46 protein-coding genes and 1 pseudogene are annotated in these 26,114 nt (G+C 50.4%); 7 read left to right on the top strand and 40 right to left on the bottom strand.

The window, feature by feature from the left end; genetic code table 11:
- The first annotated feature begins 235 nt into the window (after positions 1-235).
- Entirely contained in the window at positions 236-790 is a 555-nt protein-coding gene (locus DBY73_RS21490; RefSeq protein WP_112013193.1) for a gamma carbonic anhydrase family protein, read from the top strand.
- Here the strand turns inward: DBY73_RS21490 and DBY73_RS21485 are convergent.
- From DBY73_RS21485 to dprA, 6 genes are read right to left on the bottom strand one after another with little or no spacing between them, the layout of a single operon-like run.
- Positions 766-1,014 (bottom strand): DUF1488 domain-containing protein, encoded by a 249-nt coding sequence (locus DBY73_RS21485; RefSeq protein ID WP_112013192.1) that lies wholly within the window; start codon positions 1,012-1,014, stop codon positions 766-768. The two genes, DBY73_RS21490 and DBY73_RS21485, sit on opposite strands and share 25 nt — an antisense overlap.
- Positions 1,011-1,829: a shikimate dehydrogenase gene (gene aroE / locus DBY73_RS21480; RefSeq protein ID WP_112013191.1), complete on the bottom strand. Its 819-nt coding sequence runs from the start codon at positions 1,827-1,829 to the stop codon at positions 1,011-1,013. Before aroE ends, DBY73_RS21485 begins: the two co-directional genes overlap by 4 nt.
- Positions 1,830-1,834: 5 nt before the next feature.
- On the bottom strand, positions 1,835-2,407 hold the full coding sequence (tsaC, locus tag DBY73_RS21475; protein WP_112013190.1) for an L-threonylcarbamoyladenylate synthase type 1 TsaC: 573 nt from the start codon (positions 2,405-2,407) through the stop codon (positions 1,835-1,837).
- A complete protein-coding gene (locus DBY73_RS21470; protein ID WP_112013189.1) occupies positions 2,400-2,954 on the bottom strand; it encodes a topoisomerase DNA-binding C4 zinc finger domain-containing protein in 555 nt (184 codons plus the stop codon). Before DBY73_RS21470 ends, tsaC begins: the two co-directional genes overlap by 8 nt.
- Positions 2,955-2,980: 26 nt before the next feature.
- Positions 2,981-3,454: a DUF494 family protein Smg gene (smg, locus tag DBY73_RS21465; RefSeq protein WP_112013188.1), complete on the bottom strand. Its 474-nt coding sequence runs from the start codon at positions 3,452-3,454 to the stop codon at positions 2,981-2,983.
- Entirely contained in the window at positions 3,426-4,550 is a 1,125-nt protein-coding gene (dprA, locus tag DBY73_RS21460) for a DNA-protecting protein DprA (RefSeq protein ID WP_112013187.1), read from the bottom strand. The genes smg and dprA overlap by 29 nt, the downstream gene beginning before the upstream one ends.
- 127 nt (positions 4,551-4,677) lie before the next feature.
- Here dprA and def point away from each other — a divergent pair, with 127 nt between their 5' ends.
- From def to mscL, 5 genes are all read left to right on the top strand, one after another.
- Positions 4,678-5,187, top strand: coding sequence for a peptide deformylase (def, locus tag DBY73_RS21455; RefSeq protein ID WP_112013186.1), 510 nt, complete (start codon positions 4,678-4,680; stop codon positions 5,185-5,187).
- Between the two features lie 24 nt (positions 5,188-5,211).
- Entirely contained in the window at positions 5,212-6,159 is a 948-nt protein-coding gene (gene fmt / locus DBY73_RS21450) for a methionyl-tRNA formyltransferase (RefSeq protein ID WP_112013185.1), read from the top strand.
- A gap of 51 nt (positions 6,160-6,210) precedes the next feature.
- On the top strand, positions 6,211-7,497 hold the full coding sequence (gene rsmB, locus DBY73_RS21445) for a 16S rRNA (cytosine(967)-C(5))-methyltransferase RsmB (protein WP_112013196.1): 1,287 nt from the start codon (positions 6,211-6,213) through the stop codon (positions 7,495-7,497).
- A gap of 22 nt (positions 7,498-7,519) precedes the next feature.
- Positions 7,520-8,896, top strand: coding sequence for a Trk system potassium transporter TrkA (gene trkA, locus DBY73_RS21440; RefSeq protein ID WP_008503482.1), 1,377 nt, complete (start codon positions 7,520-7,522; stop codon positions 8,894-8,896).
- 144 nt (positions 8,897-9,040) lie between these two features.
- The gene (mscL, locus tag DBY73_RS21435) at positions 9,041-9,454 is read left to right on the top strand and encodes a large-conductance mechanosensitive channel protein MscL (protein WP_112013184.1); all 414 of its coding nucleotides are present in this window, start codon (positions 9,041-9,043) and stop codon (positions 9,452-9,454) included.
- Here the strand turns inward: mscL and DBY73_RS21430 are convergent.
- From DBY73_RS21430 to rpsJ, 31 genes and pseudogenes are all read right to left on the bottom strand, one after another.
- Positions 9,390-9,670: pseudogene (locus DBY73_RS21430) on the bottom strand (alternative ribosome-rescue factor A). The gene mscL and the pseudogene DBY73_RS21430 sit on opposite strands and share 65 nt — an antisense overlap.
- Before the next feature lie 56 nt (positions 9,671-9,726).
- Positions 9,727-10,152 carry a Zn(2+)-responsive transcriptional regulator gene (gene zntR, locus DBY73_RS21425; protein ID WP_112013182.1) on the bottom strand — a complete coding sequence of 142 codons (426 nt, stop codon included), beginning with the start codon at positions 10,150-10,152 and terminating at the stop codon, positions 9,727-9,729.
- A 2-nt stretch (positions 10,153-10,154) separates the two neighbouring features.
- Positions 10,155-10,523, bottom strand: a complete 369-nt coding sequence (locus DBY73_RS21420) for a DUF1992 domain-containing protein (RefSeq protein WP_112013181.1) — start codon at positions 10,521-10,523, stop codon at positions 10,155-10,157.
- Positions 10,524-10,629: 106 nt separating this feature from the next.
- A complete protein-coding gene (rplQ, locus tag DBY73_RS21415) occupies positions 10,630-11,016 on the bottom strand; it encodes a 50S ribosomal protein L17 (protein WP_001216372.1) in 387 nt (128 codons plus the stop codon).
- A 40-nt stretch (positions 11,017-11,056) separates the two neighbouring features.
- Positions 11,057-12,046: a DNA-directed RNA polymerase subunit alpha gene (rpoA, locus tag DBY73_RS21410; protein ID WP_002919219.1), complete on the bottom strand. Its 990-nt coding sequence runs from the start codon at positions 12,044-12,046 to the stop codon at positions 11,057-11,059.
- 25 nt (positions 12,047-12,071) lie between these two features.
- A complete protein-coding gene (rpsD, locus tag DBY73_RS21405; RefSeq protein WP_004868345.1) occupies positions 12,072-12,692 on the bottom strand; it encodes a 30S ribosomal protein S4 in 621 nt (206 codons plus the stop codon).
- A gap of 33 nt (positions 12,693-12,725) precedes the next feature.
- Positions 12,726-13,115, bottom strand: a complete 390-nt coding sequence (gene rpsK, locus DBY73_RS21400) for a 30S ribosomal protein S11 (protein WP_003863312.1) — start codon at positions 13,113-13,115, stop codon at positions 12,726-12,728.
- A 16-nt stretch (positions 13,116-13,131) separates the two neighbouring features.
- Positions 13,132-13,488 (bottom strand): 30S ribosomal protein S13, encoded by a 357-nt coding sequence (gene rpsM / locus DBY73_RS21395; protein WP_003863308.1) that lies wholly within the window; start codon positions 13,486-13,488, stop codon positions 13,132-13,134.
- Positions 13,489-13,634: 146 nt separating this feature from the next.
- Positions 13,635-13,751 (bottom strand): 50S ribosomal protein L36, encoded by a 117-nt coding sequence (gene rpmJ / locus DBY73_RS21390; protein WP_000868187.1) that lies wholly within the window; start codon positions 13,749-13,751, stop codon positions 13,635-13,637.
- A gap of 31 nt (positions 13,752-13,782) precedes the next feature.
- Positions 13,783-15,114 (bottom strand): preprotein translocase subunit SecY, encoded by a 1,332-nt coding sequence (secY, locus tag DBY73_RS21385; RefSeq protein ID WP_014171896.1) that lies wholly within the window; start codon positions 15,112-15,114, stop codon positions 13,783-13,785.
- 7 nt (positions 15,115-15,121) lie between these two features.
- Positions 15,122-15,556 carry a 50S ribosomal protein L15 gene (gene rplO / locus DBY73_RS21380; protein WP_003863304.1) on the bottom strand — a complete coding sequence of 145 codons (435 nt, stop codon included), beginning with the start codon at positions 15,554-15,556 and terminating at the stop codon, positions 15,122-15,124.
- 3 nt (positions 15,557-15,559) lie between these two features.
- The gene (gene rpmD, locus DBY73_RS21375) at positions 15,560-15,739 is read right to left on the bottom strand and encodes a 50S ribosomal protein L30 (protein ID WP_003863301.1); all 180 of its coding nucleotides are present in this window, start codon (positions 15,737-15,739) and stop codon (positions 15,560-15,562) included.
- 6 nt (positions 15,740-15,745) lie between these two features.
- Positions 15,746-16,246 (bottom strand): 30S ribosomal protein S5, encoded by a 501-nt coding sequence (gene rpsE, locus DBY73_RS21370; RefSeq protein ID WP_003863299.1) that lies wholly within the window; start codon positions 16,244-16,246, stop codon positions 15,746-15,748.
- A gap of 14 nt (positions 16,247-16,260) precedes the next feature.
- Positions 16,261-16,614, bottom strand: a complete 354-nt coding sequence (gene rplR / locus DBY73_RS21365) for a 50S ribosomal protein L18 (RefSeq protein WP_003863297.1) — start codon at positions 16,612-16,614, stop codon at positions 16,261-16,263.
- Between the two features lie 9 nt (positions 16,615-16,623).
- Positions 16,624-17,157 carry a 50S ribosomal protein L6 gene (rplF, locus tag DBY73_RS21360; protein ID WP_003863296.1) on the bottom strand — a complete coding sequence of 178 codons (534 nt, stop codon included), beginning with the start codon at positions 17,155-17,157 and terminating at the stop codon, positions 16,624-16,626.
- A gap of 12 nt (positions 17,158-17,169) precedes the next feature.
- Positions 17,170-17,562 (bottom strand): 30S ribosomal protein S8, encoded by a 393-nt coding sequence (gene rpsH / locus DBY73_RS21355; RefSeq protein ID WP_006178918.1) that lies wholly within the window; start codon positions 17,560-17,562, stop codon positions 17,170-17,172.
- 30 nt (positions 17,563-17,592) lie between these two features.
- Positions 17,593-17,898 (bottom strand): 30S ribosomal protein S14, encoded by a 306-nt coding sequence (gene rpsN, locus DBY73_RS21350; protein WP_003863291.1) that lies wholly within the window; start codon positions 17,896-17,898, stop codon positions 17,593-17,595.
- A gap of 14 nt (positions 17,899-17,912) precedes the next feature.
- Complete coding sequence (gene rplE / locus DBY73_RS21345; RefSeq protein WP_001096206.1) at positions 17,913-18,452, bottom strand: 50S ribosomal protein L5; 540 nt, start codon at positions 18,450-18,452, stop codon at positions 17,913-17,915.
- A 14-nt stretch (positions 18,453-18,466) separates the two neighbouring features.
- Positions 18,467-18,781 (bottom strand): 50S ribosomal protein L24, encoded by a 315-nt coding sequence (rplX, locus tag DBY73_RS21340; RefSeq protein ID WP_006178919.1) that lies wholly within the window; start codon positions 18,779-18,781, stop codon positions 18,467-18,469.
- Positions 18,782-18,791: 10 nt separating this feature from the next.
- Positions 18,792-19,163 (bottom strand): 50S ribosomal protein L14, encoded by a 372-nt coding sequence (gene rplN / locus DBY73_RS21335; protein ID WP_002919748.1) that lies wholly within the window; start codon positions 19,161-19,163, stop codon positions 18,792-18,794.
- A gap of 166 nt (positions 19,164-19,329) precedes the next feature.
- Positions 19,330-19,584, bottom strand: a complete 255-nt coding sequence (rpsQ, locus tag DBY73_RS21330; RefSeq protein WP_008503489.1) for a 30S ribosomal protein S17 — start codon at positions 19,582-19,584, stop codon at positions 19,330-19,332.
- Positions 19,584-19,775: a 50S ribosomal protein L29 gene (rpmC, locus tag DBY73_RS21325; RefSeq protein WP_003863282.1), complete on the bottom strand. Its 192-nt coding sequence runs from the start codon at positions 19,773-19,775 to the stop codon at positions 19,584-19,586. Before rpmC ends, rpsQ begins: the two co-directional genes overlap by 1 nt.
- Positions 19,775-20,185, bottom strand: coding sequence for a 50S ribosomal protein L16 (gene rplP, locus DBY73_RS21320; RefSeq protein ID WP_002919759.1), 411 nt, complete (start codon positions 20,183-20,185; stop codon positions 19,775-19,777). Before rplP ends, rpmC begins: the two co-directional genes overlap by 1 nt.
- Before the next feature lie 12 nt (positions 20,186-20,197).
- Positions 20,198-20,899: a 30S ribosomal protein S3 gene (gene rpsC, locus DBY73_RS21315; protein WP_000529945.1), complete on the bottom strand. Its 702-nt coding sequence runs from the start codon at positions 20,897-20,899 to the stop codon at positions 20,198-20,200.
- A 17-nt stretch (positions 20,900-20,916) separates the two neighbouring features.
- Positions 20,917-21,249: a 50S ribosomal protein L22 gene (rplV, locus tag DBY73_RS21310; RefSeq protein WP_002919773.1), complete on the bottom strand. Its 333-nt coding sequence runs from the start codon at positions 21,247-21,249 to the stop codon at positions 20,917-20,919.
- Between the two features lie 14 nt (positions 21,250-21,263).
- Positions 21,264-21,542: a 30S ribosomal protein S19 gene (gene rpsS / locus DBY73_RS21305; RefSeq protein WP_001138117.1), complete on the bottom strand. Its 279-nt coding sequence runs from the start codon at positions 21,540-21,542 to the stop codon at positions 21,264-21,266.
- A gap of 16 nt (positions 21,543-21,558) precedes the next feature.
- Positions 21,559-22,380: a 50S ribosomal protein L2 gene (gene rplB / locus DBY73_RS21300; protein WP_000301859.1), complete on the bottom strand. Its 822-nt coding sequence runs from the start codon at positions 22,378-22,380 to the stop codon at positions 21,559-21,561.
- A gap of 17 nt (positions 22,381-22,397) precedes the next feature.
- Positions 22,398-22,700, bottom strand: a complete 303-nt coding sequence (gene rplW / locus DBY73_RS21295; RefSeq protein WP_000617546.1) for a 50S ribosomal protein L23 — start codon at positions 22,698-22,700, stop codon at positions 22,398-22,400.
- Positions 22,697-23,302 carry a 50S ribosomal protein L4 gene (rplD, locus tag DBY73_RS21290; protein WP_000424395.1) on the bottom strand — a complete coding sequence of 202 codons (606 nt, stop codon included), beginning with the start codon at positions 23,300-23,302 and terminating at the stop codon, positions 22,697-22,699. Before rplD ends, rplW begins: the two co-directional genes overlap by 4 nt.
- Positions 23,303-23,312: 10 nt before the next feature.
- Positions 23,313-23,942: a 50S ribosomal protein L3 gene (rplC, locus tag DBY73_RS21285; RefSeq protein WP_006178923.1), complete on the bottom strand. Its 630-nt coding sequence runs from the start codon at positions 23,940-23,942 to the stop codon at positions 23,313-23,315.
- Positions 23,943-23,974: 32 nt separating this feature from the next.
- Positions 23,975-24,286: a 30S ribosomal protein S10 gene (gene rpsJ / locus DBY73_RS21280; RefSeq protein ID WP_001181005.1), complete on the bottom strand. Its 312-nt coding sequence runs from the start codon at positions 24,284-24,286 to the stop codon at positions 23,975-23,977.
- 382 nt (positions 24,287-24,668) lie between these two features.
- On the opposite strand from rpsJ, the gene DBY73_RS21275 reads away from it, so the two are divergent.
- Entirely contained in the window at positions 24,669-25,142 is a 474-nt protein-coding gene (locus DBY73_RS21275) for an A24 family peptidase (protein ID WP_112013195.1), read from the top strand.
- On the opposite strand, the gene bfr is transcribed toward DBY73_RS21275, so the two are convergent.
- The 3 genes from bfr to DBY73_RS21255 form a co-directional block, all read right to left on the bottom strand.
- Positions 25,126-25,602: a bacterioferritin gene (gene bfr / locus DBY73_RS21270; protein WP_112013180.1), complete on the bottom strand. Its 477-nt coding sequence runs from the start codon at positions 25,600-25,602 to the stop codon at positions 25,126-25,128. The two genes, DBY73_RS21275 and bfr, sit on opposite strands and share 17 nt — an antisense overlap.
- 72 nt (positions 25,603-25,674) lie before the next feature.
- Entirely contained in the window at positions 25,675-25,869 is a 195-nt protein-coding gene (gene bfd, locus DBY73_RS21265) for a bacterioferritin-associated ferredoxin (protein ID WP_003863268.1), read from the bottom strand.
- Between the two features lie 178 nt (positions 25,870-26,047).
- A partial coding sequence (locus DBY73_RS21255; RefSeq protein ID WP_004200741.1) for a hypothetical protein occupies positions 26,048-26,114 on the bottom strand: 67 nt, incomplete at its 5' end.

Here is a 26,114-nt window from a genome sequence, read left to right as displayed (position 1 = left end):
GACCGGGTTGTTTGTGAAGTGATTCACATCTGCCGTGTCGATGGAGGCGCATTATAGGGATCCCATTTTTGAGCACAAGTCTTTTTTAGATCTTTTTTTCTGACTGCTGAATTTCCGCGCTTTTCGCCGAAATCCCACCCGATTTGCTTAAATATTGACGTATTTTACCTTGCCTCGATCCAACAATGCGATCAAAGTCTTCTCTTATAGATAGCACTCATTTATCGAGGTAGATATGTCTGCAGTATTACGTCCTTATAAAGATCTGTTCCCCCAAACAGGCGATCGCGTGATGATCGACGTCAGCAGCGTCGTTATCGGGGATGTCAGAATGGCCGATGACGTGAGTATCTGGCCACTGGTTGCGATTAGGGGAGATGTGAACCACGTATCCATTGGAGCACGGACCAACATTCAGGACGGCAGCGTTCTGCATGTGACGCATAAATCTTCATACAATCCGGCAGGCAACCCACTCATTATCGGGGATGATGTTACCGTTGGTCACAAGGTGATGCTCCACGGTTGCACTATTGGCAACCGGGTACTGGTAGGGATGGGGTCAATTTTGCTGGATGGTGCAGTAATAGAAGATGACGTAATGATCGGCGCGGGCAGCCTTGTCCCACAAAACAAACGACTCGAAAGCGGTTATCTCTATTTAGGCAGTCCGGTTAAACAGATCCGCCCCTTAAAAGAGGCAGAGCTCGAAGGGTTGAAATATTCCGCGAACAATTACGTACGATGGAAAGATGAGTATCTGGCTCAGGATAACCAGATCCAACCCTGATCGTCTTCCTGTCCATCGCGGATCAAATCGCTGGCTTCTTCTTCCAGATCCCAGCGATTTTCGCAAAATATCTGTAACGGATCTACGCCGCCAAACCGACTCCGCAGCGTTTCCCCAGTCACCGCACATGTCAGCTGCATGCCATGCACCAGCACCGGAAAACAGACCGCTTGCCTGTCTTCGTCCCAGGCTTCTCTGTCAGGAAAGTGGATCGCCTGATTCACGCCATTAATTCCTGCTTCAGTTTTTCGATCACCGGTTCAACCTCCGGTAACATACCGTGCCAGAGCAGCACCGCATGTGCCGCCTGGCCCACCAGCATACCCAGACCATCGGCCAAATGTTTTGCGCCGTGTTGTTCACACCAGTTCAGGAAAGGCGTTTTACCCTTTTGATAGAACATGTCGTAGAAATAGATATGGCTGCTTACAAGCGAAGCAGGAAGCGCCGGCACTTCTCCAGCGATGCCGCTTGAGGTGGCATTAATGATAAGATCAAATTCACGGTCGGCCAGATCCTCAAGCGCTACCGCGCTCACGCTGCCTGTATGTGCAAACAATACAGCCAAATCTTCCGCTTTTGAAAACGTCCTGTTGGTAATCGTCACCGCGCAATCAAGCGAAAGGAGCGGCAGCAGCACGCCTCTTGATGCTCCACCCGCGCCAATGAGCAGGATCCGAAAGCCCGGTTTGATAAATGACAGTCTCTCAAGATCGCTCAATAAACCAATGCCATCAGTGTTATCTCCCAGAAGGCGCCCATCTTCAAGGCGCTTAAGGGTATTGACTGCGCCGGCAAGGGACGCCCGCTCGGTTAGCTCATCCGCACGTTCGAAAGCGGCTTCCTTAAAAGGCACCGTAACATTTGCCCCTTTACCGCCTGCATCAAAAAAAGCATTCAGCGTTGGAATAAATGCATCAACGGGGGCCAAAACGCGACCATAGGGATGGTCTATCTGGAGCTGGGCGGCAAACTGCTGATGAATAGACGGCGACTTGCTATGCGCAATCGGATTACCAAAAACAGCGTAGGTTTCCATAAATATTACCCCTGGCGAAAGCGTTCCCCGGTTAAAGCGTCCCGTATTTCCGATGGATTCAGGCGTCCGCCGGTTTCACCAGCCGCTACCGGAAAATCATCGCCGAACTGGGCCAGCACTTCTTCGGTTGTACGGCAAGGCGGTAACCCGGTTAAATTTGCGCTGGTCGAGACCAGCGGTTTGCCAAACGCCAGACACAGTTCCACCACCAGAGGATGATTGGTTACGCGAACTGCAAGAGAGTCAAAGCGCCCGGTCAACCAGCGCGGCGTTGAAGGCTTCGCGGGGAAGACAAAGGTGACAGGCCCAGGCCACGCCGAGAAGATTGTCTCCCGCTGCACCGGCGTAAGCATGGAATCATCAATGTAAGGCTTGAGCTGCTCATAATTAGCGGCAATCAGTATAAGCCCTTTCTCAACAGGTCTTTGTTTAAGCGCCAGCAGGCGGCTTACGGCCGCCTCGCTGTCAGGATCGCAACCTACGCCAAAAACGGCTTCGGTTGGATAGGCGATGACTTCTTCATTTTTCAGGACGGCCACAGCATGTGCGACAGAGCCTGAGGGCAGGTTATTATTCACTGTTTTGATCCGCCAAAATCGGCTTTCCACATTGTTTACTGGCGCAAAAGCGTTTCATACCTTGCGCGGTTTTCTTTTCTATAAGTAGCGGGTACTTGCAGTGAGGGCAGACGCCCGTTACTGGTTTAAAATTGATAACGAACTGACATTCAGGATAACGATCGCAAGAATGGAAGGTCTTACCAAAACGAGAACGCCGTTGTACCAACTGCCCCTGCTGACATTGAGGGCAAGCAATTGCCGTTTCATCAGGCTTATCGATTTGTTCCGTATGTTCACACTCGGGATAGCGGCTACAGCCAATAAACATCCCATAACGTCCCTGCCGCAGAGCGAGGTCACCGCTGCAGAGTGGGCAAAACTGCCCCTCCAGAATTTTAACGATATGTCCATCCGCCTGGCTTTTCAGGGGACGGACATAATCACATTCCGGATACTGTGAACACCCGAGAAACGGACCGTGTTTCCCGGACCGAATAACTAGTTCAGCCCCACACTGTGGGCAGGGCTCATTTTTATGCACCGTGAATAGTGCTGATTTGGCCATAACAACTCTTGGTGCTGCACATTGAATCAGTGCAGCATACCTTCATTCACTTCAAAGAGTAATTCTTCCATTTGCTGATAGGCATTTTCACAGCCTGGAATATTAAACAGAACCATAAGGATGACCCACTTGAGATCCTCCAGTTCAAATTCTGCCGTATCCAGCGCCATGACGCGCTCTATCACCATCTCTCTCGTTTCGAGGTTTAGCACCTGAATTTGCTCGAGGAATAAGACAAACCCCCGGCAACTGGCATCCAACCTTTCACACTCTTCGGCGGTATAAATGCGTACAGACAGCGGGTCAGAAGCTAACTGCATCGGCTCAACAAGGCCGTCCTGATAATCCGCCAGCTTTTCCAGCCACATCAACGCATTATAAATATCTTCCCGCTCAAATCCCGCATCGGTAAGATCCCGTGTCAATTTGTCCTGATCCACTCGCATTTCTGCTTCGTTATGGATGTAAGTCTCAAACAAATACATCAGTACGTCGAACATGGCTTGCCCTCCTTAATCGGACATAGCCGCCGGGTACAGCTGCGATCCACCCTGCTAACTCCAGTTCGAGTAGCTGTGCTACCGTTACTGGCACAGGTTGGCCGGCACGTTCAGCGACAACGTCAACAGGTGTTACCTCATCTCCTACGTTAGCCAGGAGCTTAGGAAATGGCAATGCTACCCTGCCCTGATTAGGTGAATTATCTCCCTTTTCAGGCGGTTCTGGCAGCCACTGCAAGCCTTGCTGCAAATTTTCAAGAATATCGCCGATACAGGTTACAGGCGTGGCGCCTTGTTTTATTAGCCAGTGGGGACCTTCACAGCCTGGGTTTCCGATCGGGCCGGGAAGCGCAAAGACCTCACGGCCCTGCTCCAAAGCACACCTGGCTGTCACGAGAGAACCGCTGCGTATTGCAGCCTCCACAACCAGGACTCCCTGGCTCAACCCGCTGATGATACGGTTACGGCGCGGAAAATTACCCGGCCGGGGCTGCGTTGGCAGTGAAAACTCAGACACTATCGCTCCCCCGGATGCGATAAGTCGGTCTGCCAGACTGTGATGACGACGCGGATACACGCTGAAAAGCCCATTACCTAGCACCGCCACGCTACGCCCATTTGCCGAAAGCGCCCCGTTGTGAGCTACACCGTCTATACCGCAGGCAAGTCCGCTGGTTATCGTAAAACCACACTGCGAGAGCGACTCACACAAGATTTTTCCCCACCGCTGACCGTACCAGGAAGGAACGCGGCTGCCAACGACTGCCAGCTGAAGGCTATTAAGTGCTTCGACATTCCCTTTCACAAACAACGCTCCGGGATAATCGGGAAGGGTACGCAGCAGTGGAGGATAGAGAGGATCGTTGGCAGTAAGAAGATAATGACCCGGCTGTTCGAGCCATTTCAGACTGCGTTCAAGCGCGCTCTCGTCTGATACAAAGAACTTCCTGGCCTGCCCGGCTGACAATCCCGATTCTCTAACGGTGGCAACATCAATTATGCTTTTACTAAGCAGCGTTTGTGCCGCCGTTAGCATTTTATCGCCGCATAACGAACCTATATCAATAAGCCGTAACCATATCTCTGTTGACGTCATCCTTTTCCCTGCCATAAGCAGCCTCAGCAATCTTTGCGATTGGTCACTGATGCTGTCAATCGAGGGGGGATTTGTCTAGAATAGAGATAATATTCTTATCAACTCCTGAACACGACTCTGGAAATTTATGGCAGTTTTGCAAGTGTTACATATTCCGGACGAGCGCCTTCGCATCGTCGCTGAACCGGTTAAAGAAGTGAATGCAGAAATCCAGCGTATCGTCGATGATATGTTCGATACCATGTACGCCGAAGAAGGTATCGGCCTTGCGGCAACCCAGGTGGACATTCACAAGCGCATCATCGTGATCGACGTCTCTGAGAATCGCGATGATCGTCTGGTGCTGATCAACCCCGAGCTGCTTGAAAAAAGCGGTGAGACGGGTATTGAGGAAGGCTGTTTGTCCATTCCTGAACAGCGCGCTTTAGTTCCTCGTGCAGAAAAAGTGAAAATTCGCGCACTGGATCGTGACGGTAATCCGTTCGAACTGGAAGCGGACGACCTGCTGGCAATTTGTATTCAGCACGAGATGGACCACCTGATCGGTAAACTGTTTATTGATTATCTTTCTCCTCTGAAACAGCAGCGCATTCGTCAGAAAGTAGAGAAGCTGGATCGTATGCGTTCCCGCGCATAACATCCCCAGGATACAAGGAATAACGTGTCTAAAACACTACGCATAATCTTCGCAGGTACTCCTGATTTTGCAGCGCGTCATCTAGACGCGCTGCTCTCTTCTGGACATCAGGTCGTAGGCGTATTCACCCAGCCGGACCGCCCGGCGGGTCGCGGTAAAAAGCTGATGCCAGGTCCGGTAAAAATGCTGGCGGAAGAGCACGGATTACCTGTTTTTCAGCCAGCCTCTTTACGCCCCCAGGAAAACCAGCAGCTGGTTGCCGAGCTTAATGCCGACGTGATGGTGGTTGTGGCTTACGGTTTAATTCTGCCAAAAGCGGTGCTTGAGATGCCGCGCTTAGGCTGCGTTAACGTTCACGGGTCACTGCTCCCGCGCTGGCGAGGTGCGGCGCCTATCCAACGCTCTCTATGGGCTGGAGATAGTGAAACCGGCGTCACAATTATGAAGATGGACGTGGGCTTAGATACGGGTGACATGCTTTACAAATTAGCCTGCCCAATCACGGATGAAGACACCAGTGCCAGTCTGTATGACAAACTGGCAGCGCTCGGACCCATGGGTCTGATAGAAACCTTGCAGCAACTCGCAGATAATACGGCCACGCCGGAAGTTCAGGATGAATCGCTGGTGACTTATGCAGAAAAGCTGAGCAAAGAAGAGGCTCAAATTGACTGGTCACTTCCTGCGGCTCAGCTTGAGCGCTGCATTCGCGCATTTAATCCATGGCCGATGAGCTGGATGATGATTGATGACCAGCCGGTCAAAATCTGGAAAGCCTCCGTCATCGATAAAACCGTCGCGGCCGCACCAGGCACTATCATCGATGCAAACAAGCAAGGCATTCAGGTTGCTACCGTGGACGGTATTTTGAATCTTGAGTCGCTTCAGCCGGCAGGCAAGAAAGCGATGAGCGCTCAGGATCTCCTAAATTCCCGTCGCGAATGGTTCATTCCTGGCAATTGTCTTGCCTGAGTGAATGACTCCTTAACGCCCGGTGTTCCGGGCATTTTTATTTTTACGTTTATGAAAAAACAAAATCTACGCAGTCTGGCGGCGCAGGCCGTTGAAAAAGTGGTTGAACAAGGCCAGTCGTTGAGCAATGTCCTGCCTCCGCTGCAGCAAAAAGTGTCCGATAAAGATAAAGCGTTGCTGCAGGAGCTGTGTTTCGGCGTGCTGCGCACCCTCTCTCAGCTTGAGTGGCTAATTGCTAAGCTCATGTCACGTCCTATGACGGGAAAGCAGCGTACCGTGCACTACCTGATCATGGTCGGTTTTTATCAGCTTCTCCACACGCGCATACCTGCGCATGCCGCACTGGCAGAAACAGTTGAAGGCGCCGTTGTGATTAAACGCCCCCAGCTCAAGGGGCTCATCAACGGCGTTCTGCGTCAGTTTCAGCGCCAGCAGGAAGAGCTTTTAGAAGCGTTTTCCCAAAGCGAAAAACGCTTCCTGCACCCGGACTGGCTGCTTAACCGTTTGAAAAAAGCCTATCCTCAACAGTGGCAAGAGATTGTGGACGCCAATAATCAGCGCCCGCCGATGTGGCTACGCGTTAACCGCGGCCACCATTCTCGTGATGAATGGCTGGCTCTGCTGGAAGAGGCCGGAATGAGTGGATTCACGCATGCAGATTACCCTGATGCGGTGCGTTTAGCGTCTCATGCTCCCGTGCATGCTTTGCCTGGCTTCGATGAAGGTTGGGTAACCGTGCAGGACGCCTCGGCGCAAGGATGTATGACCTGGCTTGAGCCTAAAAACGGTGAGCACATTCTTGACCTTTGTGCTGCCCCTGGCGGTAAAACAACGCATATTCTTGAAGTCGCTCCGCAGGCTGACGTCATGGCGGTAGATGTTGACGAGCAGCGCCTGTCGCGCGTTTACGACAACCTTAAACGTCTGGGAATGAAAGCGCAGGTCAAGCAAGGCGACGGGCGTACGCCTGCAGAATGGTGCGGTGAGGCTAAGTTCGATCGAATCTTACTGGATGCCCCTTGTTCTGCAACCGGCGTGATTCGCCGTCATCCTGATATAAAGTGGCTCCGCCGCGATCGCGACATTAAAGAACTTGCCCAGCTGCAATCTGAGATCCTGGACGCCATATGGCCGCATTTGAAATCGGGCGGTACGCTGGTGTATGCAACCTGCTCCATCCTGCCCGAAGAGAACAGCCAGCAAATTGCGGCTTTCCTCAAACGCACAGCGGATGCTTCACTGCAAGGCACAGGTACGCCGGAACGTCCCGGCAAGCAAAACCTGCCTGGCGCTGAAGAGGGTGATGGTTTCTTTTACGCTAAGCTAATCAAAGAGTGATGTTGAGAACAGGTCACGAGATATGAAAATTATCATTCTGGGCGCAGGGCAGGTTGGCGGTACGCTGGCTGAAAACCTTGTTGGCGAAAACAACGACATCACGATTGTTGACACCAATGGCGATCGTCTACGCGTTTTGCAGGACAAATTTGACCTTCGCGTGGTACAAGGTCACGGTTCCCATCCCCGCGTGCTGCGTGAAGCTGGTGCCGACGATGCCGATATGCTTGTTGCGGTTACTAGCTCTGATGAGACCAATATGGTGGCGTGCCAGGTGGCCTACTCGCTTTTTAATACGCCGAACAGGATTGCGCGCATTCGCTCACCGGATTATGTCCGGGACGCTGAAAAGCTGTTTAATTCCGAAGCGGTTCCTATCGATCACCTTATTGCTCCTGAGCAGCTGGTTATCGACAACATTTACCGCCTGATCGAATACCCCGGCGCTTTGCAGGTCGTTAACTTTGCTGAAGGTAAAGTCAGCCTGGCCGTAGTGAAAGCCTATTACGGCGGTCCCCTGATCGGCAACGCACTGTCTACGATGCGCGAGCACATGCCGCATATCGATACGCGCGTCGCCGCCATTTTCCGTCACGACCGTCCTATTCGTCCGCAAGGTTCTACGATTGTAGAGGCCGGAGACGAAGTCTTCTTTATCGCAGCCTCCCAGCACATTCGCGCGGTAATGAGCGAACTTCAGCGCCTGGAAAAGCCGTATAAGCGCATCATGCTGGTCGGCGGGGGGAACATCGGGGCGGGGCTTGCACATCGTCTTGAGAAAGACTACAGCGTGAAGCTGATCGAACGCGATCAACAGCGCGCTGCCGAGCTCGCTGAAAAACTGCAGAATACGATCGTCTTTTACGGTGACGCATCGGATCAAGAGCTGCTTGCCGAAGAGCATATCGATCAAGTCGATCTCTTTATTGCCGTCACCAACGATGACGAGGCGAATATTATGTCCGCCATGCTCGCCAAGCGTATGGGGGCAAAAAAGGTCATGGTGCTTATCCAGCGCAAGGCTTATGTTGACCTGGTTCAAGGCAGCGTTATTGATATTGCCATTTCACCGCAGCAGGCAACAATTTCGGCCCTGCTTAGCCACGTCCGTAAAGCGGATATCGTTGGCGTTTCGTCACTTCGCCGCGGCGTTGCAGAAGCCATTGAAGCGGTGGCACACGGTGATGAAACCACATCACGCGTCGTGGGGCGTTCTATTGATGAGATTAAACTGCCGCCGGGCACTATTATCGGGGCGGTTGTTCGCGGAAATGATGTCATGATTGCCAATGATAATTTACGAATTGAGCAAGGCGACCACGTCATCATGTTCCTTACTGACAAAAAATTTATTACCGACGTAGAACGTTTATTCCAGCCTAGTCCGTTCTTCCTGTAGGAAGCAGGTGCTCATTCCAGAGCACCTGAATATTAACCCTCTCATAATCATGCCTATTATTTCCATAACGATTATTTATCCTCGATGGAAATTAGCTAATCATTTGTTAAACTTATAATCGTCAGCTGGCACAAGGAGAACAAAATGAGCATTATTAAAGAATTTCGCGAATTTGCGATGCGCGGGAATGTGGTGGATTTGGCGGTGGGTGTCATTATTGGTGCAGCGTTCGGTAAGATCGTTTCATCTTTAGTTGCCGACATTATTATGCCACCTTTAGGGTTGCTGATCGGTGGCATCGATTTCAAACAGTTTGCCGTTACGCTTCGCGAGGCTCAGGGAGATATTCCTGCCGTCGTAATGCATTACGGCGTGTTTATCCAGAATGTGTTTGATTTTGTGATTGTGGCGTTCGCCATTTTTATGGCCATCAAGCTCATCAACAAGCTTAACCGTAAAAAAGAAGAACCTGCAGCTGCGCCTGCAGCACCGTCTAAAGAAGAAGTGTTGCTGAGTGAAATCCGTGATTTGTTAAAAGAGCAGAATAACCGCTCTTAATCAGCACCAAAAAGCCGGAAGGCCAGTGGTAAATAAGCGAATCGCTTGCTTGCCACTGGCCTCCCAGTTACCCCGTTTTGCATGTTTATCTTTACGCAGATAGCTCCCTTTTCCTTTTTTACTTTTCTCAATACGTTGCCTGAAAAGCGGATCGTGAAGCAGTGCCTCAATGGCGTTATCCTTAATTTGTCCTTTGGTATGCTGATAGCGGCTCATAGTTTCTCCTGATTATATTGATATCGACGGCAGTCTAGATCTGAGCAGGCTGAAAATCAACGACCCTGTGATTCGCCGCTTGCGCCCTGTTCAAGAGCTTCAAGAATAGAGCAATAAATACTGCTATGGGCAGTGCCGCAGCATGCATCATTTAATCTTTGCAGTGACCGCTGCATAGCCTGCAGTTCCTGAATGCGCTCTTCAACTTCATCAAGCCTGGCCTGGACAATGCTTTTAGATTCCTGACAGGTATGGTGTTGAGGATCGATACGGATCGACAACAGTTCCCGTATCGATTCAAGCGTGAAGCCCAGCTGTCGCGCATATCGGATAAACCGCAAGCGCTGCAGATCGTTATCGGTATAAAGCCTGAACCCACCTTCAGTTCTGAGCTCATGATCGATCATCTGCTGTTTTTCGTAATAACGGATGGTATCCGGCGTGACGTTCGCGAGCTTTGCAAGCTCACCGATACGATACATAGCTATTCCTCGTTTATTCTCTGCATTAATTTTTCACAATATTCACCGTGTAAAAAGTCAGTGTTCATTCCGGCCTGTCGAAGCTTAAATTCGATAAGTGTCAGTTGGTGACTCATTTCAGCATGCCGGGGATCGTCCTTTTGTATCCCTTTAATCAGATCGTTTAACCCAACCGCCTCTCTGCGAAGTTCAAGCTCAGGGGGTAAGCAGCCAGCATTTTTGAGTAATCGATATCCCGCGCGTAACTCAGTGGGTATATGCGAATCGTCATCCAGAACTAACGGTTCACCACTACCGCGTAGGTGATCTAGTTCACCTCTCTTTTGGGCATCGCTGATATGTCGTTCCGCCCACTGGTCTAGCAGCCACATGATGCACTCCAGGTATGTTCAGAAAAGATACAGACATTGTAGAGATGTGAGGATAGTGCAGGTATAAAAAAACCCGCCGAGGCGGGTTTTTTTACGTTACTACAGATTACTCTGCAGCAGCTTCTGCTTTAGATTCTGAACGATCAACCAGCTCGATGTAAGCCATCGGCGCGTTGTCGCCTGCACGGAAGCCACACTTAAGAATACGAGTGTAACCACCGGCACGGCTCGCGAAACGCGGGCCCAGTTCGTTAAACAGTTTTGCCACGATCTCGTTATCACGAGTACGGGCGAATGCCAGACGACGATTAGCAACGCTGTCAGTCTTGGCAAGAGTAATCAGCGGCTCAACTACGCGACGCAGCTCTTTCGCTTTAGGCAGGGTCGTCTTGATGATTTCATGACGAACCAGTGAACCTGCCATGTTGCGGAACATAGCCTGGCGATGGCTGCTGTTGCGGTTCAGTTGACGACCACTCTTACGATGGCGCATGACCTTATCCTTCTCAGTAAAACCTTAACCTGTGATCCGGTTACTCGTCAGCAATGCTTGCCGGTGGCCAGTTTTCCAGGCGCATGCCCAGAGACAGACCACGTGAAGCCAGCACGTCTTTAATCTCGGTAAGAGATTTTTTACCCAGGTTTGGCGTTTTCAGCAACTCAACCTCGGTACGCTGTACCAGATCACCGATATAGTGGATAGCTTCTGCCTTGAGGCAGTTAGCAGAGCGGACAGTCAACTCGAGATCGTCAACAGGGCGCAGCAGGATCGGATCGAATTCTGGTTTCTCTTCTTTCACTTCCGGCTGACGTACATCACGTAAGTCAACGAAAGCTTCCAGTTGTTCTGCCAGGATGGTTGCCGCACGACGAATCGCCTCTTCAGGATCGATTGTGCCGTTGGTTTCCATTTCGATGACCAGCTTGTCCAGGTCGGTACGCTGTTCTACACGCGCTGCTTCAACATTGTAGGCAATACGCTCTACAGGGCTGTAGCATGCGTCGACCAGCAGACGGCCGATTGGGCGCTCATCTTCTTCCGAATGAATTCGGGCAGAAGCCGGCACATAACCACGACCGCGCTGAACTTTGATACGCATGCTAATAGCTGCGTTTTCATCGGTCAGGTGGCAGATCACGTGCTGCGGCTTGACGATTTCAACATCACCGTCGTGGGTGATGTCGGCTGCAGTCACAGGGCCAATGCCAGATTTATTCAGAGTAAGAATAACTTCATCTTTACCCTGAACTCTCACCGCCAGCCCTTTCAGGTTGAGCAGGATTTCAAGGATATCTTCCTGAACGCCTTCTTTGGTGCTGTACTCATGAAGTACACCATCAATCTCAACCTCGGTCACCGCGCAACCCGGCATCGATGAGAGCAGAATACGGCGCAGTGCGTTACCCAGAGTATGGCCAAAGCCACGCTCTAAAGGCTCAAGGGTCACCTTGGCGTGCGTCGAACTCACTTGCTCGATATCTACCAGGCGCGGTTTTAGAAACTCTGTCACAGAACCCTGCATTGTGTCCTCTCTTTGGTACTAAGCTTTACTTGGAGTAAAGCTCGACGATCAGGTGTTCGTTAATGTCCGCAGACAGATCAGAACGTTCTGGCTGACGCTTGAACGTACCTTCCATCTTGCCAGCATCAACTTCCAGCCAGGTTGGCTTTTCACGCTGCTCAGCCAGCTCCAGAGCGGCTTTCACGCGAGATTGCTTTTTCGCTTTCTCACGAATGCTAACAACGTCATTCGCTTTAACCTGATAAGAAGCGATGTTAACAACACGACCGTTTACCATGATTGCTTTGTGGCTAACCAACTGGCGTGATTCAGCACGAGTAGCGCCGAAGCCCATACGGTATACAACGTTGTCCAGACGACCTTCCAGCAGGGCCAACAGGTTTTCACCTGTGTTGCCTTTCAGACGTGCTGCTTCTTTATAGTAGTTACGGAACTGACGCTCCAGCACACCGTACATACGGCGAACTTTTTGCTTTTCACGCAACTGCACACCATAGTCAGACAGACGCGGTTTACGCGCACCGTGCTGGCCAGGAGCTTGTTCAATTTTACACTTGGTATCGATCGCGCGAACGCCAGACTTAAGGAATAAGTCGGTGCCCTCACGACGGCTCAGCTTGAGCTTAGGACCCAAATATCTTGCCATTTTCTATCTCCAACTAACCTAAAAAACGGAGCGTTATACGCGACGTTTTTTCGGCGGACGACAACCGTTATGAGGGATCGGAGTCACATCAGTAATATTAGTGATGCGGAAACCAGCGGCGTTCAGAGCGCGAACAGTAGATTCACGACCCGGACCCGGACCTTTAACCATAACTTCCAGATTCTTGATGCCGTATTCTTTTACGGCTTCAGCGCAACGCTCTGCTGCAACCTGAGCTGCAAACGGAGTGGATTTGCGAGAACCACGGAAACCGGAACCACCGGCTGTTGCCCAACCCAATGCGTTACCCTGACGATCAGTAATAGTAACGATGGTGTTGTTGAAAGAAGCATGGATATGAGCCACGCCGTCAGAGACTTGTTTTCTTACACGTTTACGTGCACGAACTGGTGCCTTTGCCATTATTCAATCACCCCGATTATTTCTTGATCGGTTTGCGCGGACCCTTACGGGTACGTGCGTTGGTCTTAGTACGCTGACCGCGCACTGGCAGACCACGACGATGACGCAAACCGCGATAGCAACCAAGATCCATCAGGCGCTTGATGCTCATGCTGATTTCACGGCGCAGATCACCTTCAACGACAAATTTGGCAACTTCGTCACGCAGCGTGTCGATTTGTTCTTCAGACAGCTCACTGATCTTAACATCTTCAGCGATACCCGCTGCAGCCAGAATGGCTTTAGAACGGGTCTTGCCGACGCCATAGATCGAAGTTAATGCGATCACAGCATGTTTCTGATCAGGAATGTTAATGCCTGCTATACGGGCCACTATGCACTCCTACTATTTAATATGTACGCACCATGCTGAAAAGCCCGTTTTCAGGATACTCAAATGGAAACGTACAGACATACAAAAGATTGGCTGGCTAATCTAGCCAGCTCAACCCAACTTTGCAAGAAAAATATGCGAAATAATCAGCCTTGGCGCTGTTTATGCTTCGGCTCGGCACTGCAAATCACACGGATGACACCATCACGCTTAACGATTTTGCAGTTACGGCATAATTTCTTGACGGAAGCACGAACTTTCATTTTTACTCTCCGTAACTTCTCAGACGACCTATTAGCGGCCGTAGCCTTTAAGGTTCGCCTTCTTCAATGCAGACTCATACTGACTGGACATCATCAGAGTTTGCACTTGAGCCATAAAGTCCATAATCACGACAACAACGATAAGCAGCGAGGTTCCACCGAAATAGAACGGCACTTTCATCGCATCACGCATGAACTCCGGGATCAGGCAGATAAAAGTAATATAAAGCGCACCAACCAAAGTCAGGCGAGTCATTACTTTATCGATATACTTCGCCGTTTGCTCTCCCGGACGAATTCCTGGTACAAATGCACCGGACTTCTTCAGGTTATCTGCTGTTTCACGCGGGTTGAAAACCAACGCCGTGTAGAAGAAACAGAAGAAGATGATCGCAGACGCATAGAGTAACACATAAAGTGGTTGCCCAGGCTGCAAATACAGCGAAATTGTTGTCAGCCAGTTCCAACCAGTCCCGCCCCCGAACCATGACGCGATGGTCGCTGGGAACAGAATAATACTGGAAGCAAAGATAGCCGGGATAACCCCCGCCATATTCACTTTCAGCGGTAAATGTGTGCTCTGTGCAGCATAGACACGACGACCTTGTTGACGTTTAGCGTAGTTCACCACAATGCGGCGTTGACCACGTTCTACGAAGACAACAAAGAACGTCACTGCAAATACTAATACTGCAACCAACAGCAACAGGAGGAAGTGCAGGTCGCCTTGACGCGCTTGCTCGATAGTATGGGCGATGGCCGGCGGGAGACCCGCAACGATACCAGCGAAGATAATGATCGAAATACCGTTACCGATACCACGCTCAGTTATCTGTTCGCCGAGCCACATCAGGAACATCGTTCCTGTGACCAGACTTACAACAGCAGTGAAATAGAATGCAAAGCCCGGGTTTAACACCAGGCCTTGCATACCAGGCATATTCGGAAGACCGGTAGCAATACCGATCGACTGGAATATGGCCAGCACCAGAGTACCGTAACGGGTGTACTGACTAATCTTACGACGTCCTGACTCCCCTTCTTTCTTCAACTCTGCCAGGGCCGGATGAACGACCGTCAGCAGCTGGATAATAATAGATGCCGAAATATACGGCATAATACCCAGCGCAAAGATAGAAGCACGGCTGAGAGCACCACCAGAGAACATGTTAAACATTTCAATGATGGTGCCTCGCTGTTGCTCAAGCAGTTTGGCAAGTACAGCGGCATCGATACCAGGGATCGGAATAAAAGAGCCAACACGGAACACAATCAGCGCGCCGATAACAAACAGCAGTCTGCGTTTCAGCTCGCCAAATCCACCTTTGGCACTTTGAAAATCTAATCCCGGTTGCTTAGCCATCTGCTACTTATTCCTCAATTTTACCGCCAGCAGCTTCGATAGCAGCACGAGCACCTTTAGTAACACGCAGGCCACGAACAGTTACCGGAGTAGAAACTTCACCAGCCAGGATCACTTTCGCGAACTCGATCTGGATACCGATAATGTTTGCTGCTTTCAGCGTGTTCAGGTCTACAACGCCGCCTTCAACTTTCGCCAGGTCAGACAGACGGATTTCCGCTGTGATCGCTGCTTTGCGAGAGGTGAAGCCGAACTTCGGCAGACGACGGTACAGTGGCATCTGGCCACCCTCGAAACCGCGACGTACGCCACCGCCAGAACGAGAGTTCTGACCTTTGTGACCACGACCACCGGTTTTGCCGAGGCCAGAACCGATACCACGACCCAGGCGTTTACCCGCCTTTTTAGAGCCTTCGGCCGGAGACAGAGTATTTAAACGCATCTCTTACTCCTCAACTTTAACCATGAAGTAAACCGCGTTGACCATACCACGAACAGCAGGAGTATCCTCGCGCTCAACGGTATGACCAATACGACGCAGACCCAGGCCAAGCAGCGTTGCCTTGTGTTTCGGCAGACGACCGATTGCACTGCGGGTTTGAGTGATTTTAATAGTCTTTGCCATGGTCAATTACCCCAGAATTTCTTCAACGGATTTACCACGCTTGGCAGCGACCATTTCTGGAGAATTCATATTTTCCAGGCCATCAATAGTTGCACGAACCACGTTGATCGGGTTGGTGGAACCATATGCTTTAGCCAGAACGTTATGAACTCCAGCAACTTCCAGAACGGCGCGCATTGCACCACCGGCGATGATACCGGTACCTTCTGAAGCTGGCTGCATGAATACACGAGAACCCGTGTGAACACCTTTAACTGGGTGCTGCAGGGTACCGTTGTTCAGCGCGACATTAATCATATTGCGACGGGCTTTTTCCATCGCTTTCTGGATCGCTGCTGGAACTTCACGCGCTTTACCGTAACCAAAACCAACGCGACCATTACCATCACCAACAACAGTCAGAGCTGTGAAGGAGAAAATACGACCACCTTTAACGGTTTTAGATACGCGGTTAACCGCGATCAGCTTTTCCTGCAGTTCGCCAGCCTGTTTTTCGATGTGAGCCATCTTACACCTCTACCTTAGAACTGAAGGCCAGCTTCACGGGCAGCATCTGCCAGTGCCTGGACACGACCATGATATTGGAACCCGGAACGGTCAAAGGATACATTGCTGATGCCTTTTTCCAGAGCGCGTTCAGCAACAGCTTTACCTACAGCTGCAGCAGCGTCTTTGTTACCGGTGTACTTCAATTGTTCTGAGATAGCTTTTTCTACAGTAGAAGCAGCTACCAGAACTTCAGAACCGTTCGGTGCAATTACCTGTGCGTAAATATGACGCGGGGTACGATGTACCACCAGGCGAGTTGCACCAAGCTCTTTGAGCTTGCGGCGTGCGCGGGTCGCACGACGGATACGAGCAGATTTCTTATCCATAGTGTTACCTTACTTCTTCTTAGCCTCTTTGGTACGCACGACTTCGTCGGCGTAACGAACACCCTTGCCTTTATAAGGCTCAGGACGACGGTAGGCGCGCAGATCTGCTGCAACCTGACCGATCAGCTGTTTATCAGCGCCTTTCAGCACGATTTCTGTCTGAGTCGGACATTCTGCAGTGATACCGGCCGGCAGCGGATGCTCAACAGGGTGTGAGAAGCCCAGAGACAGGCCTACTGCATTCCCTTTGATCGCTGCACGATAACCTACACCAACCAGCTGAAGCTTTTTAGTGAAGCCTTCGGTAACACCAACAACCATTGAGTTCAGCAGGGCACGCGCGGTACCAGCCTGAGCCCATCCATCCACGAAACCATCACGTGGACCGAAGGTCAGAGCGTTGTCTGCATGTTTAACTTCAACAGCTTTGTTGAGGGTACGAGTCAGCTCGCCATTTTTACCTTTGATCGTAATAACCTGACCGTCGATTTTTACATCAACGCCGGCAGGAATAACGACCGGTGCTTTAGCAACACGAGACATTCTTTCCTCCGATTAGGCTACGTAGCAGATAATTTCGCCACCAAGACCAGCTTGGCGCGCTGCACGATCAGTCATAACACCTTTAGAGGTAGAAACAACTGCGATACCCAGACCAGCCATAACTTTAGGCAGCTCATCTTTTTTCTTATAGATGCGCAGGCCTGGGCGGCTGACACGCTGAATGCTTTCTACAACAGCTTTACCCTGGAAATACTTGAGAGTAAGTTCCAGTTCCGGCTTGGTGTCGCCTTCAACTTTAAAATCTTCGATAAAACCTTCTTCCTTCAGCACGTTGGCAATTGCCACTTTCAGCTTGGCGGAAGGCATGGTGACCGCAACTTTGTTCGCGGCCTGACCGTTACGGATACGGGTCAGCATATCCGCGATCGGATCTTGCATGCTCATCTGTCTTTACTCCCGTGATTCAATTGGTAATTACCAGCTAGCCTTTTTCAAGCCTGGTACTTCACCGCGCATGGCGGCTTCACGCAGTTTGATACGGCTCAACCCAAACTTGCCCACATAACCATGTGGACGACCTGTTTGACGACAGCGGTTACGCTGACGAGACGGGCTGGAATCACGCGGCAGAGACTGCAGCTTGAGAACCGCATTCCAACGATCTTCGTCGGAAGCGTTCACATCAGAAATGATCGCTTTCAGTTCAGCGCGTTTAGCGAAGAATTTATCAGCTAAAGCTACGCGCTTTACTTCGCGTGCTTTCATTGATTGCTTAGCCATTCAGTAACCCTACCTTACTTGCGGAACGGGAAGTCAAAGGCAGCCAGCAGAGCACGGCCTTCTTCGTCAGATTTCGCAGTAGTGGTAATGGTAATATCCAAACCACGCACGCGGTCGACTTTATCGTAGTCGATTTCTGGGAAGATGATCTGCTCACGGACACCCATGCTGTAGTTACCACGACCGTCGAAAGACTTAGCGGACAGGCCACGGAAGTCACGGATACGTGGAACAGCAATAGTGATCAGGCGCTCAAAGAACTCCCACATGCGTTCGCCACGCAGAGTTACTTTACAGCCGATCGGATAGCCCTGACGGATTTTGAAGCCTGCAACTGATTTGCGTGCTTTGGTGATCAACGGCTTTTGACCGGAGATTGCTGTCAGGTCAGCTGCTGCGTTATCCAGCAGTTTCTTGTCAGCGATCGCTTCACCAACACCCATGTTCAGGGTGATCTTCTCGACCCGAGGGACTTGCATGACAGAATTGTAGTTAAACTCAGTCATGAGTTTGTTAACTACTTCGTCTTTGTAGTAATCATGCAGTTTCGCCATCGTACTACTCCAAATTACTTGATAGTTTCACTTGTAGATTTGAAGAAACGGACTTTTTTGCCGTCTTCGAATCTAAAGCCTACACGGTCAGCCTTGCCGGTAGCCGCATTGAAGAGAGCAACGTTAGAAACCTGAATAGCAGCTTCTTTTTCAACGATGCCACCTGGTTGGTTCAGGGCCGGAACCGGCTTCTGATGTTTCTTAACCAGGTTGATACCTTCAACGACGAGTTTGCCGGAAGACAGAACATTTTTTACTTTACCGCGTTTACCTTTATCTTTACCGGTTAACACGATAACTTCGTCATCACGACGGATTTTCGCTGCCATGATTCGCTCCTTAGAGTACTTCTGGTGCCAGAGAGATAATTTTCATGAACTTTTCAGTACGAAGTTCACGAGTTACCGGCCCAAAGATACGCGTGCCGATAGGCTGCTCGCTGTTATTGTTTAAAATAACGCATGCATTACCATCGAAGCGAATGACAGAACCGTCAGGGCGACGAACACCCTTCTTGGTGCGCACCACTACCGCCTTCAGCACATCACCTTTTTTGACCTTACCACGTGGAATTGCTTCCTTGATGGTGATCTTGATGATGTCGCCTACGCCTGCGTAGCGACGGTGCGAGCCACCCAGAACCTTGATACACATTACGCGACGTGCACCGGAGTTGTCGGCGACGTTCAGCATAGTCTGTTCTTGGATCATTTTAGTGCTCCGCTAATGTCAACTACTACCTGAGACTCTAAAATCAGAGCCGTTAAAAAGCCCCATATCGAGGGCGCGGCATTATAACACCGCTTCTGCAATATGGGTAGAAAAAATAAACGGCTCATCGCTGAGCCGTTTATTCGTATTGAGAATGCGTACTCTATTACAGAACCGCTTTCTCTACAACGCGAACCAGCGTCCAGGACTTAGTCTTGGACAGTGGACGGCATTCACGGATTTCAACCTTGTCGCCGATACCACATTCGTTGTTCTCGTCATGTACGTGCAGTTTGGTCGTACGTTTGATGAATTTACCGTAGATCGGGTGTTTCACAATACGTTCGATAGCTACAACAATGGATTTCTCCATTTTGTCGCTAACAACACGACCTTGCAGAGTACGGATTTTATCGGTCATTACGCACCCGCCTTCTGAGTCAGTAAAGTCTTAACGCGCGCAACATTGCGACGCACTTGCTTCAGCAGGTGAGTCTGTTGCAGCTGGCCACTTGCAGCCTGCATACGCAGGTTGAACTGCTCACGCAGCAGGTTCAGCAGCTCAGCGTTCAGCTCTTCAACGCTTTTTTCACGCAGCTCTTTTGCTTTCATTACATCACCGTCTTAGTTACAAAGGTGGTTTTGATAGGCAGTTTCGCTGCTGCCAGGCCGAAGGCTTCACGGGCCAGCTCTTCCGGAACACCGTCCATTTCATACAGGACTTTACCCGGCTGAATCAAGGCAACCCAGTACTCCACGTTACCTTTACCTTTACCCATACGAACTTCCAGCGGCTTCTCGGTAATTGGTTTGTCCGGGAATACACGGATCCAAATTTTACCTTGACGCTTAACTGCACGGGTCATTGCACGACGTGCTGCTTCGATCTGACGTGCAGTCAGACGCCCACGGCCAACAGCTTTCAGACCGAAAGTGCCGAAGCTAACATCCGTACCCTGCGCCAGACCACGGTTGCGGCCTTTGTGCACTTTACGGAATTTTGTACGCTTTGGTTGTAACATCAGCGACGCTCCTTATTTACGGCCTTTACGCTGCTGCTTTTTAGGTTGAGCAGCCGGTTTTTCCGGTTGTTCAACAGCAGCCATACCACCCAGGATCTCACCTTTGAAGATCCATACCTTAACGCCGATTACACCGTAAGTGGTGTGCGCTTCAGAGGTGTTGTAGTCGATGTCAGCACGCAGAGTGTGCAGCGGTACGCGACCTTCGCGGTACCATTCGGTACGTGCGATTTCCGCGCCGCCCAGACGGCCGCTAACTTCAACTTTGATACCTTTAGCGCCCAGACGCATTGCGTTCTGTACAGCACGCTTCATAGCACGACGGAACATAACACGACGTTCCAGCTGTGAAGTGATGCTATCAGCAACCAATTTAGCGTCCAGTTCAGGCTTACGAACTTCAGCGATATTGATCTGTGCAGGAACGCCAGCGATATCCGCTACGACCTTGCGCAGTTTTTCTACGTCTTCGCCTTTCTTACCGATAACGATGCCAGGACGAGCAGTGTGAATAGTCACACGGATGCTCTTAGCTGGACGCTCGATAACGATACGAGATACAGACGCTTTAGCCAGTTCCTTAGTCAGGTACTGACGTACTTTAAAATCGCTGTCCAGGTTGTCAGCGAATTCTTTGGTGTTCGCAAACCAGGTAGAGTTCCATGGTTTTACAATACCCAGGCGAATACCATTAGGATGTACTTTCTGACCCATTGCTAGTCTCCAGAGTCTCAGCGATCGGACACAACCACAGTAATGTGGCTGGTGCGCTTCAGGATGCGATCTGCACGACCTTTCGCACGCGGCATAATGCGCTTCATGCTTGGGCCTTCATCTACGAAAATTTTCGCGACTTTCAGATCGTCGATGTCAGCGCCATCGTTGTGTTCAGCGTTAGCAATGGCAGATTCCAGTACTTTCTTGACCAATACCGCAGCTTTCTTGTTGGTATAGGTCAGGATGTCCAGGGCCTGCGACACTTTCTTACCGCGAATCAGGTCAGCAACAAGGCGAACCTTCTGTGCAGAAGAACGAGCATGGCGATGTTGAGCTAAAGTTTCCATCTCTTCCTCCTACCTTATTTCTTCTTCGCTTTTTTATCAGCAGCGTGGCCGCGATAAGTACGAGTCGGTGCGAATTCACCCAGTTTGTGACCAACCATTTCGTCGGTAACAAAGACTGGAACGTGCTGACGACCATTATGGACAGCGATGGTCAAACCGATCATGTTAGGAAAGATCGTTGAACGACGGGACCAAGTGCGCAGGGGCTTCTTGTCTCCGCTTTCCACCGCTTTCTCTACCTTCTTCAGCAAGTGCAGGTCAATAAAAGGACCTTTCTTGAGAGAACGTGGCATGGCTTATCCTCTAAAATTATTTGCTACGGCGACGTACGATAAATTTATCAGTACGCTTGTTGCTGCGGGTCTTCTTACCTTTGGTCTGAACGCCCCACGGAGTTACCGGGTGCTTACCAAAGTTACGACCTTCACCACCACCATGTGGGTGATCGACTGGGTTCATCGCTGTACCGCGAACGGTAGGACGAACACCACGCCAGCGTGCAGCACCTGCTTTACCCAGAACGCGCAGCATATGCTCAGCATTGCCAACTTCGCCCAGAGTAGCGCGGCAGTCTGCTTCGACTTTACGCATTTCACCAGAACGCAGACGCAGGGTGACATAAGCACCATCACGCGCAACGATCTGAACGTAAGTACCAGCGGAACGTGCCAGCTGACCGCCTTTACCTGGTTTCATTTCTACGTTATGAACGGTAGAACCAACCGGGATATTGCGCATCGGCAGGGTGTTACCTGCTTTGATTGCAGCATCAACGCCAGACTGAATCTGGTCGCCAGCTTTCAGGCCTTTAGGGGCCAGAATGTAACGGCGCTCGCCATCTTTGTACAGAACCAGCGCGATGTTCGCGGAACGGTTCGGATCGTACTCAAGACGCTCAACAACTGCTGGGATACCGTCTTTGTTGCGTTTGAAGTCAACAATACGATAAGCCTGCTTGTGGCCACCACCGATGTGACGAGTGGTGATACGGCCATTGTTGTTACGACCACCGGATTTGCTGTTTTTTTCCAGCAACGGAGCAAAAGGTTTGCCCTTGTGCAGCTCAGGGTTAACCACTTTAACTACGTGGCGACGACCCGGAGATGTCGGTTTACATTTAACAACTGCCATTGTATTACTCCTCCGACTTACTCAGCGCCGCCAACGAAGTCCAGGTTCTGGCCTTCTTTCAGGGTGACGTAAGCTTTTTTCCAGTCGCTACGACGACCGATACGCTGTCCGTGACGTTTAACTTTCCCTTTAACTACCAGGGTGTTAACGACTTCGACTTCGACTTCAAACAGTTTCTGCACAGCAGCTTTGATCTCTGCTTTGGTCGCGTCTTTAGCAACTTTGAGAACGATGGTGTTTGTTTTTTCCATCGCAGTAGACGCTTTTTCAGAAACGTGCGGTGCGCGAAGTACCTTCAGCAGACGTTCTTCACGAATCATGCCAGCATCTCCTCAACTTGCTTAACAGCATCAGCAGTCATTACGACTTTGTCGAAGGCGATCAGGCTAACCGGGTCGATACCAGTCGCATCGCGTACGTCAACCTTATGCAGGTTGCGCGCAGCCAGGAACAGGTTTTCGTCCAGCTCACCGGTGATGATCAGCACATCTTCCAGAGCCATGTCTTTCAGTTTCTGTGCCAGCAGCTTAGTTTTAGGCGCTTCTACAGAGAACTTCTCGACAACGATCAGACGATCCTGACGTACCAGTTCGGACAGAATGCTTTTCAGCGCGCCGCGGTACATCTTTTTGTTAACTTTTTGACTGTGGTCCTGTGGACGCGCAGCGAAGGTCACGCCACCTGAACGCCAGATCGGGCTCTTGATAGAACCTGAACGCGCACGGCCGGTACCTTTCTGGCGCCATGGCTTTTTGCCAGAACCAGTTACTTCAGCACGAGTCTTCTGAGCACGAGTACCCTGACGAGCACCAGCTGCATAAGCAACAACAACCTGGTGAACCAGCGCTTCGTTGAAATCACGACCGAAGGTAGTTTCGGAAACAGTCAGCGCGCTCTGCGCGTCTTTCAATACTAATTCCATTGCTATCCCCTTACGCCTTCACAGCTGGTTTAACGATCAGGTCGCTACCGGTTGCACCCGGAACTGCACCTTTAACCAGCAGCAGGTTGCGCTCAGCGTCAACACGTACTACGTCCAGGCTCTGAACGGTTACACGTTCGTTACCCAGCTGACCTGCCATTTTCTTGCCTTTGAACACTTTGCCCGGAGTCTGGTTCTGACCGATAGAACCCGGTACGCGGTGAGACAAGGAGTTACCGTGGGTAGCGTCCTGGGTACGGAAGTTCCAGCGCTTAACGGTACCAGCAAAACCTTTACCTTTAGAGGTACCGGTTACGTCAACTTTTTTAACGTCAGCAAACAGCTCAACGCTAATGTCCTGACCTACGGTGAACTCTTCGCCTTCAGCAAGACGGAATTCCCACAGACCACGGCCAGCTTCTACGCCAGCTTTAGCGAAGTGACCCGCTTCTGGTTTGGTTACACGGTTAGCTTTTTTAGCACCAGTGGTCACCTGAACAGCGCGGTAGCCATCGTTAGCCAGATCTTTAACCTGAGTAACGCGGTTTGCTTCGACTTCGATTACGGTTACTGGGATTGAAACGCCATCTTCAGTGAAGATGCGGGTCATGCCCACTTTTTTACCGACTAAACCAATCATTGTATCAACCTCTCAATCGCTCGATGACCTGATTAACCCAGGCTGATCTGCACGTCTACACCGGCAGCCAGATCCAGACGCATCAGAGCATCAACGGTTTTCTCAGTTGGCTCAACGATGTCAACCAGACGCTTGTGAGTGCGGATTTCGTACTGATCGCGCGCGTCTTTGTTAACGTGCGGAGAAATCAGAACGGTAAAGCGCTCTTTGCGGGTCGGCAGCGGGATCGGACCACGGACTTGCGCACCAGTGCGCTTAGCAGTCTCGACGATTTCCGCGGTTGATTGATCGATCAGACGATGATCAAACGCTTTAAGGCGGATACGGATTCTTTGGTTCTGCATGAGACCAGAGCTCCAATTATTTTATAAACGAAAATGATTACTCCTCAAACCCATTACGATTGATGGGAGAGTGTAACCGTTCTTACGTAGCTCCCCAATTGGGAGCATTGTTGAGTAACAAAATTAGCTACTCCGGTTCAGATTGAACCCGCCGTCAATTACGACAAGCCCGCGCATTATACGTAAATCTGAGCAGGACGCAAGTGCAGTTTAGAAATTAAGCGCTAACGAAGCACCTTGCGTGCGGCCTCGCAACAATTTTCATCAATGTGTCGAGTTTCGTTTTCTCTTCTGAAAGCACCACGCATTTTCCATTTATGCCCGTTGCCGGCAATCCGTCATGTGGCGAGTATGCGCAGACATCCTTAACGAGGCGCACACCATGCTAAACACCCTCCCCTTCTTGTTAATCTATTTTTCATTATCCGTATTGCTGGTGCGTGAAGATATCCGCGCAGGCATCCTCCCCGATAAATTTCTCTGCCCACTGTTATGGTCAGGCTTGCTTTATCAGCTCTGCATCCATCCTGATTTTCTTGCCAGCGCAGTGGTCGGTGCAATGGCGGGATACCTTGGGTTTGCCGCTATCTACTGGGGGTATCGGCTTATGTATCGGCGTGAGGGAATGGGCTATGGCGATGTGAAATATCTGGCTGCGCTCGGAGCATGGCACGGCTGGTGTGTTTTACCGGCTCTCGCCTTAGTGGCCGCACTCATGGCTGTGCTCTATCTTCTCGTTCTTTCTTTGCGAACCGCTGAAAAATTGACATTAAAAAACCCACTGCCTTTTGGGCCATTTCTGGCAGCAGCGGGTTTATGCGTCGGATGGCAGAGCTTGTTTAATCTGCCACTTTAATCTGAGACTGAAGATAGTTTTGCAAACCGATTTTGCCAATGAGATCCAGCTCGGTTTCGAGCCAGTCGATATGGCCTTCTTCATCTGCCAGAATTTGAATCATCATGTCCCGGCTGACGTAGTCATGAACGCTGTCCGCATAGGCAATGGCTTCGCGCAGATCTTTTGCACCTTCCAGCTCAAGCCGCAGGTCGGAACGCAGCATCTCTTCAACGTCCTCGCCGATACCCAGCTTGCCAAGGTCCTGCAGGTTGGGAATGCCTTCGAGAAATAAAATACGCTCTATATATTTATCGGCGTGTTTCATCTCATCGATGGACTCATGGTATTCAACGTCGTTAAGGCGAGTCAGGCCCCAGTTTTTAAACATTCTTGCATGAAGAAAATACTGGTTGATTGCGACAAGCTCATTTCCCAATAATTTATTGAGATAATTTATGATTTTAACATCACCTTTCATTATATAGTCCCTCCGCTTCCACTCATTGAAGCGTAGAACGGGCTACAGGGATGTCAAAAAAAAGATAGACGCTCAGGCAATCTCTTTGAATTCTGGGATCTGCATCAGTTCATCCTGCATGATCTCACGGGCAGCACGAACGCACTTACCGCATTGATTTCCTACTGGAACAAACTTGCGAAGCTGCTGAAATGACTGAGGCTGAAACTGGCGAACGGCCTGGCGGATTTTTTTGTCACTCACACCATTACATAAACAAACGTACATAAACACTCCCGTTCAAAATATGCGCAAAGTGTAAGTGAGAATGGTTATGATTACAATAGCACAAACGCCATGATACGGGGCGGGAGCGAACAAAAAATGCGAATGTTTGCGGTAAAACAAAAAACAAACTAACAAAAAAGGACGCCGAAGCGTCCTTTTTTTAGTCAGGGATAATGAATTAGCCCAGAACTTTAGCAACAACGCCCGCGCCAACGGTACGGCCGCCTTCACGGATTGCGAAACGC

The sequence above is a fragment of the Enterobacter sp. RIT418 genome (assembly GCF_003057745.1).
GTDB lineage: Bacteria > Pseudomonadota > Gammaproteobacteria > Enterobacterales > Enterobacteriaceae > Enterobacter.
The sequence above is the reverse complement of the archived record's forward strand: the minus strand, read 5'-3'. Positions and strand labels throughout refer to the sequence as shown.